At 41.6% G+C, this 14,266-nt stretch carries 14 protein-coding genes and 1 pseudogene; 8 read left to right on the top strand and 7 right to left on the bottom strand.

Features of this window, described 5'->3' with window-relative positions; translation table 11 throughout:
• The 6 genes and pseudogenes from ABT996_RS09035 to ABT996_RS09010 all read right to left on the bottom strand — a co-directional run.
• Window positions 1–1,802: pseudogene (locus tag ABT996_RS09035) on the bottom strand (LTA synthase family protein); the annotation flags it as partial.
• A 156-nt stretch (window positions 1,803–1,958) separates the two neighbouring features.
• Window positions 1,959–3,917 carry a PTS fructose transporter subunit IIABC gene (locus ABT996_RS09030; protein WP_035446760.1) on the bottom strand — a complete coding sequence of 653 codons (1,959 nt, stop codon included), beginning with the start codon at window positions 3,915–3,917 and terminating at the stop codon, window positions 1,959–1,961.
• Window positions 3,918–3,937: 20 nt separating this feature from the next.
• The gene (pfkB, locus tag ABT996_RS09025; protein ID WP_010690213.1) at window positions 3,938–4,852 is read right to left on the bottom strand and encodes a 1-phosphofructokinase; all 915 of its coding nucleotides are present in this window, start codon (window positions 4,850–4,852) and stop codon (window positions 3,938–3,940) included.
• Window positions 4,852–5,601 carry a DeoR/GlpR family DNA-binding transcription regulator gene (locus ABT996_RS09020; protein ID WP_318530703.1) on the bottom strand — a complete coding sequence of 250 codons (750 nt, stop codon included), beginning with the start codon at window positions 5,599–5,601 and terminating at the stop codon, window positions 4,852–4,854. The genes pfkB and ABT996_RS09020 overlap by 1 nt, the downstream gene beginning before the upstream one ends.
• A 207-nt stretch (window positions 5,602–5,808) precedes the next feature.
• Window positions 5,809–7,152, bottom strand: a complete 1,344-nt coding sequence (locus tag ABT996_RS09015; RefSeq protein WP_035446756.1) for a PFL family protein — start codon at window positions 7,150–7,152, stop codon at window positions 5,809–5,811.
• Window positions 7,153–7,163: 11 nt separating this feature from the next.
• Window positions 7,164–7,430, bottom strand: a complete 267-nt coding sequence (locus ABT996_RS09010) for an ACT domain-containing protein (protein ID WP_010690210.1) — start codon at window positions 7,428–7,430, stop codon at window positions 7,164–7,166.
• A 470-nt stretch (window positions 7,431–7,900) separates the two neighbouring features.
• Here ABT996_RS09010 and ABT996_RS09005 point away from each other — a divergent pair, with 470 nt between their 5' ends.
• The 3 genes from ABT996_RS09005 (at window position 7,901) to ABT996_RS08995 (ending at window position 10,561) form a co-directional block, all read left to right on the top strand.
• The gene (locus ABT996_RS09005; protein ID WP_035446754.1) at window positions 7,901–9,268 is read left to right on the top strand and encodes an MFS transporter; all 1,368 of its coding nucleotides are present in this window, start codon (window positions 7,901–7,903) and stop codon (window positions 9,266–9,268) included.
• 6 nt (window positions 9,269–9,274) lie between these two features.
• Window positions 9,275–9,712 carry a MarR family winged helix-turn-helix transcriptional regulator gene (locus ABT996_RS09000; RefSeq protein WP_035446752.1) on the top strand — a complete coding sequence of 146 codons (438 nt, stop codon included), beginning with the start codon at window positions 9,275–9,277 and terminating at the stop codon, window positions 9,710–9,712.
• A 120-nt stretch (window positions 9,713–9,832) separates the two neighbouring features.
• Window positions 9,833–10,561: a glycosyltransferase gene (locus tag ABT996_RS08995; RefSeq protein WP_052006294.1), complete on the top strand. Its 729-nt coding sequence runs from the start codon at window positions 9,833–9,835 to the stop codon at window positions 10,559–10,561.
• Window positions 10,562–10,619: 58 nt separating this feature from the next.
• Here ABT996_RS08995 and ABT996_RS08990 read toward each other — a convergent pair whose 3' ends face one another.
• Window positions 10,620–11,342 carry an NrtR DNA-binding winged helix domain-containing protein gene (locus ABT996_RS08990; protein ID WP_052006292.1) on the bottom strand — a complete coding sequence of 241 codons (723 nt, stop codon included), beginning with the start codon at window positions 11,340–11,342 and terminating at the stop codon, window positions 10,620–10,622.
• 131 nt (window positions 11,343–11,473) lie between these two features.
• On the opposite strand from ABT996_RS08990, the gene ABT996_RS08985 reads away from it, so the two are divergent.
• The 5 genes from ABT996_RS08985 (at window position 11,474) to ABT996_RS08965 (ending at window position 14,189) form a co-directional block, all read left to right on the top strand.
• The gene (locus ABT996_RS08985) at window positions 11,474–11,815 is read left to right on the top strand and encodes a hypothetical protein (RefSeq protein WP_035446750.1); all 342 of its coding nucleotides are present in this window, start codon (window positions 11,474–11,476) and stop codon (window positions 11,813–11,815) included.
• A 229-nt stretch (window positions 11,816–12,044) separates the two neighbouring features.
• Entirely contained in the window at window positions 12,045–12,281 is a 237-nt protein-coding gene (locus ABT996_RS08980; RefSeq protein ID WP_010690204.1) for a hypothetical protein, read from the top strand.
• Between the two features lie 134 nt (window positions 12,282–12,415).
• Window positions 12,416–12,850 carry a PH domain-containing protein gene (locus ABT996_RS08975; RefSeq protein WP_035446748.1) on the top strand — a complete coding sequence of 145 codons (435 nt, stop codon included), beginning with the start codon at window positions 12,416–12,418 and terminating at the stop codon, window positions 12,848–12,850.
• Window positions 12,840–13,172 (top strand): PH domain-containing protein, encoded by a 333-nt coding sequence (locus ABT996_RS08970; RefSeq protein ID WP_035446746.1) that lies wholly within the window; start codon window positions 12,840–12,842, stop codon window positions 13,170–13,172. The genes ABT996_RS08975 and ABT996_RS08970 overlap by 11 nt, the downstream gene beginning before the upstream one ends.
• A 219-nt stretch (window positions 13,173–13,391) precedes the next feature.
• Window positions 13,392–14,189, top strand: coding sequence for a YdbT family protein (locus ABT996_RS08965; RefSeq protein WP_035446744.1), 798 nt, complete (start codon window positions 13,392–13,394; stop codon window positions 14,187–14,189).
• Window positions 14,190–14,266 lie beyond the last annotated feature (77 nt).

The following is a 14,266-nucleotide window of genomic DNA, read 5'->3' as shown; positions in this document are numbered from 1 at the left end:
TCTTTAGCCTTAGCACTATATTTTGCCACTATTTCTTGAATTTTAGCTTTAGAATAATCTTTAGGACGTTCCATCACAACAACGTCAATATTATTCAAAAATTGGATCGTCGGACCATTTAGTTGAGCCGCATATAACTGATGATGGAACAGCGGATCATTTCCAATATTGCGCATGGCCTTTTTTAGTATAAACCCTTCATGATTCCAGTAGCAGCTACTAAATATCACTATAAGTGGTATCAATATCCACTTCACTCGGCGCTTTAACGATAACTTACTGATCTTTTGCTTCTTAGTTAGCCAAATACTTCCCAAGATCAAACATAATAACAAGCTCCCACCTAACCATAGGTATCCTGTAGGCACCATATGCAATAGATCACCATAGGCTCTGACCATCCCTGCTTCGGCTGGTAAAATAGGTTCACGTCGGCTATCGATCTTTAAGCGGGTTGCGATCAGCCAAATAATTATCAAATAGTTGCTAGACAAAAATGATAACCAAAAATTATTAGTTAGACCGCGCAAAAATAAATGTAAGCATATAAACAATAACGCCGTGAATACGATCATTTGGGGGCGTTGTAAGATGGAAAAAGTCCACGCATTAAAAGCGATATCTCCTGTCATACTATCAGCCACGTGTCCATTAACATTTGTTACTACAAAGGAAAGGTAAGCCCAAACAAGCATCGTTCCAGCAACTAATAGCTGATATTTATGCTGAACGATCTTCATTTTGAGCTCAGAACCACTAGCCTTGATATTCTGGTCCAAATTATCCAATGTCCAAGTACTAGAACGTATATCACAATTAGCTAAAGTCTTACTCCACCTTGTCTTACGATAGAGCCACACTACTAAAGCTATCGCTAGCGGAAGTAATACTCCTTCCAATAATTGCAGATAACGTAGGCCCAAAGTAGCTTTTGTATTAAGTTCATTTGTCAATTCGATCAAGGCCCCATTTGTAGCTAATAGTAGGGCTCCGATCAAGTTAAAAATATAAGAATACTGCTTTTTCCAAGCGGTCATTTTTACTATAAAGCTCATTAGACACAAACTAAACAGCACCGGAAATAGACTGGCTGAATTAGTAAATCTAGCAGCTGTGCTGAGATCTCCATGGCTTCCCTCAGAAATCAGAGGCATTACACCTAAAAATAGTATTAAAAGCGCGGTAGATCCAAATAGATATCCCCAAGTTTTGGTCCATAATTTACTTACTGGAAGATCAGCGCCTAAGGTAAAGATCACCCATGCATAAATTATTGATGAACCCCCATTATAACTGAAGATATCTTGTGCAAACACTGTGGGAAATACGATCATCCCCACAAAGAAGGCCACGTAAGTATAAGGTGTGGCCGCAAAGATCTTCTTAGTCCATCTCAAGGTCAATGTTCCTAACAAGATCCCGCTGATCAATGGATAAGCGTTTCGCAAAATTGGAAAAATAGCATTATAAAAATATCCGACCCAAACAGGATCTGTAGCTTGTAAAAAATATAAAACAAATAAGCTTATCCAGCCTCCCACAAATAACCAGCCCCAGATCTGTGCAGGACCGATAGTCTTACTATGAGCAACTAAATAGCCGATCAACAGTAGTGCCAACACTGGACCAGTTACTGAAAAGCCATGTAAAATGTTAGCCAATAAATATTTAAAACTTATAGTATCTTGTTGTAAGATCTGTGGTTCATGTTGCCAATATAAAGCATTAAATAGCGTTAAAAACATGACCCCATAAGTAACTGACCATGCTTTGAGTTTGCTTCCCACATCTTTTTTGATCATAATCTTCCCCTGCTCCACTTTCATAAAAATATTGCTACAAATAGTATATCTAAAAATACTTGCATTATAAACTGCACCTTACGTAAAAATAATAATTTAAACAAAAAATACGGCGCAAGCACAGAGCTCACACCGTATTCCTTATTTTAAATCAAATTAACCTTTGTGTTCTTTTTTCCAAAGACCTAAGACCACACCTGCAATGATCGAGCCGATCGCAACAGCTGCGATATAGCCAAGTGGGTTAGTTGCCAATGGTGTTACCCAGAAACCACCGTGTGGCGCTGGTACGGAAACATGCCAGAGACCAACTAAAGCACCACCGATCGCAGAACCCAAGACACATGATGGGATCACACGACCTGGATCAGCTGTAGCAAATGGGATCGCACCTTCTGTGATAAATGAGAACCCTAAGACCCAGTTAGAGATACCAGCACGGCGTTCTTGTTCTGGGAATTTGTTAGGGAAGAAAGCTGTTGCGATCGCTGTAGCAAATGGTGGGATCATCCCGCCGACCATAACTGCCGCCATCAAGGTCGCAGCTACCACAGATTTAGGATCGTTAGCAAACGCACCGGAAGCAAAGACATAAGCAGCCTTGTTGAAAGGACCACCCATATCGATCGCCATCATCCCGGCCAAGACTAGGGTAAGCACGACTAAGTTACCTGTACCTAAGTGGTTCAAGAAGTTTGTGATCCAAATGTTGATCGTTGAGAAGATCGGATTGATGATAAAGTACATGATCAAAGCGATGAACAACAAGCCCAAGACTGGATAGATCAACATCGGCTTCATCCCTTCGACACTCTTAGGTAAGTGAGCACAAAGTTTCTTCAAGCCGACCATCAAGTAACCAGCAATGAAACCAGCTGCGATACCACCTAAGAAACCAGCTGCCGATTTAGCATCAGCCATCACATTAGCTGTGTAAGCTCCACCAAATGAACCACCGTAAACTGTTGCCATGAAACCACCGACAAAACCGGGCATCAAGGCTGGACGATCGCCGATAGCTTCAGCGATATAAGCAGCTAAAACAGGAACCATGAAAGCAAATGCCATGTTACCAGCATTGTTCAAGAAGATGAAGGCTGGTGATTTAGCACCACCCATGTATTGTTCGACGATAAAGGAGATCGCCATCAAGATCCCACCACCGATAACGAATGGTAACATGTGGGAGATCCCGTTCATCAATTGTTTATAGATATCGCCCCAAACAGAACCGGTCGAATCACTTTCTTCAGTTGCATCATTAGCACTTGCATGAAAGACGGGAGCTTTATCTTCTAAGACTTCATTGATCAACTTTTCAGGGTCTTTGATCGCATCGGTAACTGGTTTGTTGACCAAATTCTTGCCATCAAAACGTGCCATTTCGACTTTCTTGTCGGCAGCCACGATAACACCCTTAGCGCGCTTGATCTCATCAGCTGTCAAACGGTGCTTGATACCTTCAGAACCGTTTGTTTCAACTTTGATATCAACACCCATCTTATCAGCTTGTTTTTTCAAGTTTTCTTCCGCCATGTAAGTATGTGCGATCCCGTTTGGACAAGCTGTTACCGCTACGATGTATGGACGAGAATCGTCAGCTGGTTGGTTAGCAGCTGCTTTTTCGCGTTCTTCTTGTACTTTGTTTTCAGCTTCTTTTTGCGCAACTGCTTTAGCAAAGATGTCTTGGACCTTTTGTGGTGTGTCAGCTGCTTTCAAAGCATTGACCACATCTGGGTTCATCAAAACTTGAGATAAAGCTGCTAAAGCTTGTAAGTGGGTATTATCTCCACCTTCTGGAGCTGCGATCATAAAGAACAAGTGCGCTGGTTGGCCGTCCATTGATTGGTAGTCGACCCCATTGACACTGCGCGCAAACATTACTGCTGGCTTCTTAACTGCCGTATCATGAGCGTGAGGGATCGCGATCCCTTCACCCATACCAGTTGAGCTTTCAGCTTCACGTTTTAAGATATCTTTTTTGTATAATTCTTCGTCGTCGATGATGCCTTTAAAAAATAAGTTATGCACCATTTCATCGATAACTTCATTTTTGGTCGTAGCCTTAAGATCCATGATCATAAGGTCGGTCATCAATAAGTCACGAATGTCCATGTCTTACACTTCCTTTTTAATTATTTATATTCTTCGATCTCGATCATTGGTAAGATCTCATTGATCTTGTCAGCATCAGCCAAGTCTTCAGAAAAGGCTGTTGCAGAACCACAAGCAAGTCCATAACGGAAAGCTTCAAGTGGATCTTTAGTCTTAGCGTATGTGCCAGTAAAACCACCGATCATCGAGTCACCAGCACCGACCGAGTTGATCACGGTGCCTTTTGGTGCGTATGAACGATAAACTTTATCTTTAGTGATCATCAAACCACCATCGCCTGCCATCGAGATCAAGACGTGTTGCGCGCCCATTTCAAGTAATTTCTTACCGTATTTAACGATGTCATCGATGCTATTTAGTTTTACACCGAATAATTCAGCTAATTCATGGTTGTTAGGTTTGACCACTAATGGATTTTCTGGCAAAGTCTTCAACAAACTTTCACCCGTTGTATCGATCACAAATTGGGCACCTTTTTGACGGATGACTTTGATCAGATCAAAGTAAAAATCATCACTCAAACTTGGGACTAAACTCCCGGCAAAGATCACCACATCATCAGCGGTCAATTTATCGAATTGCGCTGTAAAGGCTGCGATCTCTTCTTTAGTCAATTCAGGTCCACGGCCGTTGATCTCGGTTTCTGCTTGCGCTTTGATCTTAACGTTGATCCGTGTATCAGCTTTGATCGGAGTAAAGTTCGTCTTAAGTCCTGTCTTTTCTAGAGCTTCTTTAACAAACTCACCGGTAAAACCACCTAAAAAGCCCCAAGCTGTATTATCTAAGCCTAATTCCTTCAAGATGCGGGAAACATTGATCCCTTTGCCCCCAGGTAATTTATTGTCGTAATCCATTCGGTTGACTTCGCCTAAAGTTAGTTCATTTAACTGGACGATATAGTCGATCGAAGGGTTGACAGTTACTGTATAAATCATCAAAAATCCTCCTGAATCGTCGTTTGTTCGTAATAACGCGCTCTCACTGGTCGTGAAAGACTACTGGTAATGATCGTTGCTTGCGAAAGTTCAGCTACTTTGACAAAGGAAACATTGTCAAACTTGCTTGGATCAGCCAAAACAAAGCATTCCTCGCTTTGCTCCAATGCCGCTGTCTTGACTGCCGCCTCATCGGGATCGGGCGTAGTGAACCCATAACGGGGATGGATCCCGTTGATACCCAAAAACGCTTTGTTGAACCGGAATTGCGTCAGTGAACTGACTGCTTTGACACCAATAATTGCTTTAGTAGTATTTTTCAACTCACCACCGACCAAAATCGTTCGCACATTTTGATCAGCTAATAACGAAGCATGCATGACCCCATTAGTCACGACTGTCAGTTCTGGCTTGTTTAAATAAGGGATCATCGCCAAAGTCGTCGTTCCCGCATCCAAGTAGATCACATCTTCAGCTTCGACTAACTTGGCCGCTGCTTTAGCGATCGTTTCTTTTTGGGTCGTATTCTTCGACGTTTTACCACTCATATCAAGTTCACGTTGAAGCGAATGCTTGATCTTGGCCCCGCCATGCACCCGGACTAACAAGCCTTTTTCTTCCAAAAGTTGGAGGTCTCGCCGCGCCGATGATTCAGAGCAATTAGTTTGTTCACGGATCTCTTGAAGCTTAACGATATTATTTTCCTTTAACATCTGCAAAATATGCTGTTGTCTTTCTTCTGCAAGCACTTTCATTATACCTCCAAAATTATAATATCATCTGAACCAGCAAAAATCAATCACAAAAAATCAAAAAACGTCATTAAATTTCAAAAAAATTTAACATATTATCTTTCATGAAAAAATTTAAATATACATCTAAAAAATGCCGTTTTCTATTTGAAAACGGCATTTTATTTACAATTATTTGAAATTATATCCGGTCAAAAACAGTCATCAATTCTTAAAACTGTGGATCGGAGCAGGGATCAACCCACCACGCGTGATCATCGCAGCACTTGAAGTCTGATTGTATGGCATGATCGGCGCATGTCCCAATAAACCGCCAAATTCAACTTGGTCTCCGACTTTTTTGCCTGGAACAGGGATCACCCGGACAGCGGTCGTTTTATTGTTGATCATCCCGATCGCAGCTTCATCGGCGATCATCGCGCTGACCGTTGTGGCTGGAATATCACCTGGTAAAGCGATCATATCCAAGCCAACCGAACAAACAGCTGTCATCGCTTCTAATTTATCCAAGGACAGGGTTCCCGCTTCAACAGCAGCGATCATCCCCGCATCTTCAGAGACTGGGATAAAAGCACCGGACAACCCGCCTACGTGACTGCAGGCCATGATCCCGCCTTTTTTGACTGCATCATTTAACATCGCCAACGCAGCCGTGGTCCCATGAGTCCCAACTTGAGCAAGACCGATCTCTTCTAAGATCTGCGCAACCGAATCACCAACAGCTGGGGTCGGCGCTAAGGAAAGGTCGACGATCCCAAAGGGTACATTTAACCGTTTAGCTGCTACACTGCCGACTAACTGCCCCATCCGTGTGACCTTAAAAGCTGTCTGTTTGATCGTTTCTGCCACTTGATCGAGCGGTTGACCTTTAACATGCTCTAAAGCTGCTTTAACGACACCAGGTCCTGAGACCCCGACATTGATCACTACATCTGGTTCACTGACCCCATGGAAACCACCGGCCATGAATGGATTATCTTCGACCGCATTACAGAAGACGACTAATTTAGCGTTGGTCATATAATCTAATTTAGCAGCCGTTGTGATAACTTCACCCATTTGTTTGACCGCATCCATATTGATCCCACTCTTGCTGGAACCGACATTGACTGAGGCACAGACTAAGTTCGTTTGGGCCAAAGCTTCGGGTAATGATGCGATCAAGATTTGGTCACCTTTAGTCATACCCTTTTGAACAAGCGCAGAAAAGCCACCGATAAAATCGATCCCCAATGTTTGAGCTGCCCTGCCCAAAGTTTTAGCGTACTTGACGTAATCCTTATCTTGGCTGGCACCCGCAACTAAAGAGATCGGCGTCACTGCCACGCGTTTATTGACGATCGGGATCCCATATTCCATCTCGATCTGTTCAGCCGTTTTGACTAGATCTTTAGCTTTAGTCGTGATCTTATCGTAGATCTTTTGGCAAGCCACATCACTGTCGCTATCAATGCAATCCATCAAGGAGATACCCATGGTAACGGTGCGGACATCGAGATTTTGGTCAGATATCATGTGGATCGTTTCTAAAATCTTATCAAATTCCATGAGCTGTCCTCCTATAGTTGGTGCATTGCGCGATAAACTTCTTCATTGCGCAAATTGATCTCAACTTTCAAGGTCTGACCCAATTCGGCAAGTTTAGCTGAGATAAGTTGCAGATCGCTTTGTTCCGGCACTTGGACCGCCATCATCATCGTAAAGTGCCCCTCTAAAATAGTTTGACTAATATCGAGGATATTGATATCTTGTTCAGCCAAAAAGCGACTAACTTCAGCCACGATCCCGACCTTATCTTGACCAACAACAGTTAAAATAGCTTTCATTATGTATGCCCCCTATGTATAACAGTGCAGAGAAATGCGGGTTAGGCCGTATGGATAACGGTAAGGAAAGTTTGAGGTTTTTTTTATCTCGGGCTTTCATTATTGTTATACACTAGGCATTGCATTTCACAACACGACTACTATAACAGTGCGGAAGAACACGGATAGCTCCGTAGAAATAACGATAAGAATGCTTTGAGGCGCTTTTTGTCTCAAAGCAGGCTTATTGTTATTTCCTAGGAGTTGTGTTCTGTAGCACGACTACTGCGGAGAAAACCGGTTTCTCCGACTACGACAAACCATCGTTACCAAACGACACCTTAACTATATAATTAACTTACCTAAAGTTCAAGAAATTATTTAACCTGGGAAATATTTTCTTTTGCTTGCTAATACATGCAATTACATGTAATATAGATTAAGTATTTATATGCAGATGCATGCAATTTATTAGTGAAAGGACTTTATTTATGGATAACATTTCTAAAACGATCGATCCTAAGATCCGCCTGATCGTTACTATATTGCTTTTATTTTCCGGATTTGTCAGTCTAGCTAGTCAAACGATGATGATCACCGCCTTACCCGTCATCGAACATGAGATGAGTGTCTCATTGACTCTAGTTCAATGGATCACAACGGGGTACACTTTGATGGTCGGTGTCATCACACCGCTCTCATCTAATCTGTATGAAAAATTCAACAAGCGCAACATCTTTTTGACTACGATCGCGATCTTTATCTTAGGGACTTTGATCGGGTGTTTTGCAACTGATTTTTGGCTCTTGCTACTCGCCCGCTTAGTCCAAGCATGTGCTAGTGGGATCTTGATGTCATTTCAAATGACAACGATGATCTCGATCTATCCCCTCGAAAAACGCGGTACGATCCTCGGGATGTCTGGGCTAGTTATCGCTTTTGGTCCAGCTATCGGGCCGACACTTTCTGGTCTGATCGTTAACACTTTGGGATGGCGCTATATTTTCATCTTAGTTTTACCAATGATGCTATTGGTTTGGTTGATCGGTTTTTTTGCCTTTCCTAACTTCTCCGAACCTAAAGATATCAAGATCGACTTTATCTCCGTTGGTCTCTCCTTGCTTGGTTCGGGATTGACTTTAGCAAGTTTGACTTTCTTTCAAGCCTCGGCTTTACAAGGTTGGATCATGTTAGTCTTAGGGCTAGCGATCCTCTTTGTCTTTGTTAAACGTCAACTTCGTCTCAAACAACCGATGCTCAAAGTTCAACTCGTCAAAAATCGTTCATTTAGATTGATGACTTTAGTGGGGATCTGTGCTTTCATGGTCTTACTTGGGACCGAACAAATGCTTCCGATCTTCACGCAAAACGTTTTACACCTAAATAGTATGGTCTCTGGGATGATCTTGTTGCCTGGTGCGATCGCCAATGCGCTCAGTGCTGCTATAGTCGGCCGTCTTTACGACAAACATGGTCCTAAATATTTGATCATTTCCGGGGGGATCTTAATGTTGATCGCTGCGATCCCATTTGTCATGATCTCCGAGACTACGCCTGTTTGGCTCTTAACGGTTGCTTATATGCTGCGGATGATCGGAAATGCCCTCGTATTTTCACCCGCGATGTCAGAATCCTTTGTTGATGTTCGGCCGGATGAAGTCAGCCACGCTACAGCCCTTAACAACAGTTTACGTCAGGCATTCGGCGCTTCCTCGATCACCATCTTGATCGTCTTATCCAATATCCCAGCGACATTTACAGCTGGGATGCGTCTTTCCATGTGGATCACAGTCAGCTTGGTCTTATTGATGCTGATCTGCTTTAGTCTTTACTTACACCAAAATTCTCGAAAGGATTGAGCTTCTATGGATTCCCCAAAAATAAGTAAGCTAGTTGCAATTTTTAATCGTAAGTTACGTACTGAGATAAATAATCAGTATGAGCATTTGGGGTTAAGTGATAAAAATTACTTTTATCTTGAAAAGATCCATGAAAATCCAGGTATAAGCCAAGCAGAATTACTGCGCTCTCTTTATCAAGATCAAAGTATCGTGACACGCCAAATCAATAAATTAGTAGCTGATGGTTGGGTCCAAAAAAAATTTGCCATTTCTGATCATCGGAGATCTGAGCTATATTTGACACCGAAAAGCGAGGCTATCTTACCTAAGATCAAACTGATCCATCGTCAGATCAACCAACGTGCTCTCGCAAGTTTGACACCACACGAAGCACAGGTATTTGGTGAACTATTGGCTAAAGTAACAGCTGAATATCAACCACATAATTCAACAGAAGCATGAAACATGCCATATAATTAGGGATAAAAACATATGAGATGTGCACAATGAAAGTTCACATGACCAACATTCACGTGATGGCGAAAAATAGTGTTGCTCAGATAGCCCAAACTTTATTCTCAGTTGAATTTGATCATCTTTATCCATGATGTGACGCCACTGATGTTTGCCGAAAATCGCTACTTGCTACCAACATTTATCGATTTTTACCAAAAAGCTGATCTTTTGATCGTGCCGTCTGAACAGATGTATCATTTCTTACGAGAAAATGGTCTGGCAGAGAAAAAATATGTGGTCCAACAGATGTGGGATCATCCTTTAGATGCCGATATGCTTTATGACACCACTGAGATCAAACGTTTGAATTTTGCAGGTGATCCCCAAAAATTCACATTTGTTCAAGAATGGCATCACGATATTCCACTACATCTATTCGCTTCTGAAAAGTCTGAAGCAACTGACCTGAACCTTATCCACGAAGGCTGGCTCAATGATGCCGAGCTTTGCATCAGGCTTTCTAAAAATGGTGGTTTTGTTTTGGTTTGGAATGATGGTGGCTATACCCAAGAATATACTTCTAAATATATCTCCTATAAACTAGGAACTTATCTGGCTGCGGGGCTACATGTCATCGTTCCACGTGGCATCTCAAATGAAGAGCTGATCGTCAAAAATAACCTCGGCTTTGCAGTTGATTCGATCGCCGAAGCTTTAGAAAAATTAGCGAACCTCACTCAAGAAGAATATCTACAATACAAAAATGCAGTCAAAGAATTTGCACCACTACTTCAACAAGGTTACTTTACTAAGCAAGCCTTAGTTCAAGCAGTTTTTGAAGTTTTACAAGCCTAAATGAAAAACAAGCTTTCCCGGGAAATAATTTCCCAGGAAAGCTTGTTTTTTAGTTCATTTAAAAGCGCAAGTGATACAGACTAGCCGGACGTCCCGGCCCACGCTTATTTGCCTTTCCGATCTCGCGGAAAAGTCGCTGGTGGGTCTTTTTAAAGTTCGAATTATCGATCTCATGAAAACTGACCCCTAAAAACGGTGCATATAAACTCCGCGCTTCACGTAAAGTAAAAGCTTCGCCCAAGATCCGCAAGACATCTGGCTGAGTGTCTAACGAGCGTCGGATCCGCAGACAAGCATTTTTCAAAACATAATCGTTGACTTGGTAGAATTTGTTTTTTCGCAAGCGTTTTTGGTAATACTCAGTTTCTGTATCAACTGTTGCCACCGCTAATTGTTTCTCACCTTTAGTGAAATAGTAGTGATTATTCAAGTTCTCTAAGGTAAATAGTTCCAAGGTCGAATTCATCATATCCGGAAACTCCGGTAAATAAGTCATATAAGCCATTGTCACTAAGCGTTTTCCATCAACTGCCCGTTTAGGATTAGTCAATGTTTCTAATTGTTCAATATTTTTAGGTGAAACAGTCTGTCCAGTCAACTCACGTGTCAGTCTGATCGTCGCATCAAGGGCATCCTCATCCTGGATAAGACAAGTTTCAGGTAAAGTCCAGTCACCCTCATCTTTTAAGACCACCTTCACTTGGTTAGTCGTTCGATCAAAACACCAAATGATATTGAGCAACTTTACCTCAAACGGGATAAATGTTCTATTGATTTTCATTTTTTTGGCAACTATCTCGAATAAAAGTATAGCTTTTCCTTTCCTAAATTATCCTGGTATTTCTATTCCCCCTGTTAATCAGAAGCCAACTTGTTATAATATAGCTAGCTAGAACGAGGAGGAAAATATCAATGTTACATCTAATACCAAATGATCTACCCCAAGCACTCGAAAAGTTAGCTTGGCTAAAAGCAAATGGCTATAACACAGCTACCAGAGAAAGTGTCATCAACGACATGACGCAAGACGGTGTCCAAGATATGCTCGACACAGCACTTGAGGGTCCATATTGGGGGGCCGCGTGGGAAAAGCCCGATATGATCTTAACGATTACGGGAAGTCTAGGAGAAGAGATCGCCAAAGTTTATCCGCGAAAAGGATTCGAGACCTTTTCACAAGATCTCACAGATAATGATCTGCTCTACTGGCGTAATTTATCGGCTCAAGTCAGCGTAGCGATCGGCAACGATTAAGCGCGACTGCCATTGATGATTTTTAGCCATAACACATCCCCTCAAGCTTAACCAGTGACTAGAGTACAAGTTTCATATACTAGCCTGCTTACATTGCTGGTATACCTAGAAAAAGTCTATATATTAAGAAAACCTTAAATTTATATTTTCACAAATTCTAAAATTTTTCTTGCATTTACAAATTACTATGGTAAAATTTAAAGTAATTTTTGCAAGGGGGAAGAATACAATGGTTAAATTTAGACGTGTTCGTGCGTTTGACACTGAGAACTTAGCTAAAGACATGACTATCGTAAAAAAGGATATTCAAATCTCTGGTCATAAGATCAAAAATGTGCCAGTTCAGCTTGAAGATTCGCAGTCTGAAGATATTAGTTACCTTATTTCAGACCCTATCTTTAAACGTCTATATTCGATTATCCGAAGAAACACTGAAAGTGTTGAATTCGACTTTGACAAGATCTAAAGTCGGTCAAGTCTATTAATTTGAGAATTACCCGCGCATCTTCTCTTTGGGAGATGCGCTTTTCATTTTGTCCTATTGAAACCGCTTACCGGTAAACTGTATAATAAAAGAAAAGACTATCAGGGGGGATCTGGATGCAAACCTTTACTGTTGCCAAACAATACCTGTATTACCGCTTCTCATTAGCCTTTATCACTTATGCATTGCTACTTTTACTGGGATATTTTTTACTCCAATACTTTAATTATAGTGATTATTTTCAATATACTTTATTCTTTGGGAGCATTTGTTTTAGTTTAGATTGTCTACGTAGCTTCTTTTATTGGAAATATGCTCGACCCCATTTCAGTTCTACAGCAGTCATCGTTACCAAGGGGCGTTTCTTTTATTCAAAAACAACGATCCCGCTTGAAAAAATATATATCGTTTCAGAAAGCACAAATGCCTACTTACAGCTTTTCAAATTGAAAAGACTAATTTTTCAAACGATCGCACAGGCAGCTAGTTTGGCTGGGATCATCGAAGACTTCCAACTACCTGTGAAAGTAGGTGGCCGTGATGAAGGCTAGACGCCAATCGGCAAAATATTTTGCCGTCAAATATACTGAATTTTTTGTCCGTAATGGTCTGATCTACCTGCCATTATTGGTTCTTATCTTCATTCTTCCCAATTTTTGGACACTTTTACTTTTCCTGGGTTATACTAGCTCGCTCATTGCGATCTTTTTACGCTATTTCACTACCACCTACCGCGTTGAGGCTGATACTTTGACGCTCACGACCGGGATCATTGCCAAAACAACGCTCGACCTCAAACAAGCTGAACTCAGCCACACGCTGTCAAACTTTCGCGTTGAACAAACTATCTATCAAAAACTCTTCCGCACGTAAAGTATTCAGATCTACCTAAACAACAGTACCACAGAAGAAGCAATCGAGTTTTTTGCTTTGACCCCTGAGCAGTTAGCGCAATTACAGGACTTTTTAGTCGCATTCCAGCCAGCAGCAAAAACAGTTGCAGAAAACAAGACGAGACTCATTGAAAAATCATAAGCTGATTTCCTAACAATTGTAAAAACAGGCTTTATTTCCACACAATACTTAGCTTATTTGGCCTTAGTCTTCCAATTAGAAGAGCAGTTCCCACGGCTACAACATTTCTTCGATATCACAGCGTTATGGTTTTGGGTGGTCTTAGTCAGTGGGGCACTTTTGTTCAATCTCGCTTACTATTATATAAGTTTTGCCAAGTTTTCACTGTGGGAAACTGAGCATAATTTTATCGTTAAAAATCATTTCTTTACCGCTGACCAAAATATGATCCCTAAAACGGCGATCGTTGGGCTAGAGTTGACCAGCGAGCTTAACCGCCGACTCTTTAAACCGACCTGCGTTACCGCGATCTTGGCTAACAGTGATGCTGCCCAAGACGAAAACCGCTCCAAAAATTTCTTATTTCCCCTACTCCCAACACATGAGCTCTTACCGACTTTAGCCCGTTATTTCCCTCAGATCCCGCGCGAACTTTTTGAGCTTCCAAGCTATCAGCCTAAGTTGCGCTATCGGCTAGGATATTTGCTAAAAATCGGCACTCTAGGAGCAAGCTTATACTTTATCCTGCAATTTTTCATGAGTTGGCTCAGTGCTTTAGGTGTGATCATTACCGGGATGCTTTTGTTGTCGCGTTTATTATTTGAACCACTAACAACACGGATGGCTCATACCCCAGACTACTTTATCTTTACCAGTGGTCTCATCAATAAACGGACTTATATCTTACCTCGAAAAATGCTCGCAAGTGTCAAAACAACAGACTATCTTGACCTCATTGTTGGTTCAACGTTGACCTTTACCACGACTGACGGCAAAACGATCAGGCTCCTTAGCACTGACGAAAATATTTTATAATAGGAATTCTTTATTCCTCACTAGTATTAAGAACGCCCGTGACACTAAAAGTCACAGGCGTTTTAACATTGTCCTAG

Source organism: Ligilactobacillus sp. RTP31139st1_D10_RTP31139_211217 (genome assembly GCF_040226755.1).
In the GTDB taxonomy this organism is placed as follows: Bacteria; Bacillota; Bacilli; order Lactobacillales; family Lactobacillaceae; genus Ligilactobacillus; species Ligilactobacillus animalis.
This window is presented reverse-complemented; position numbering and strand designations above follow the sequence as displayed.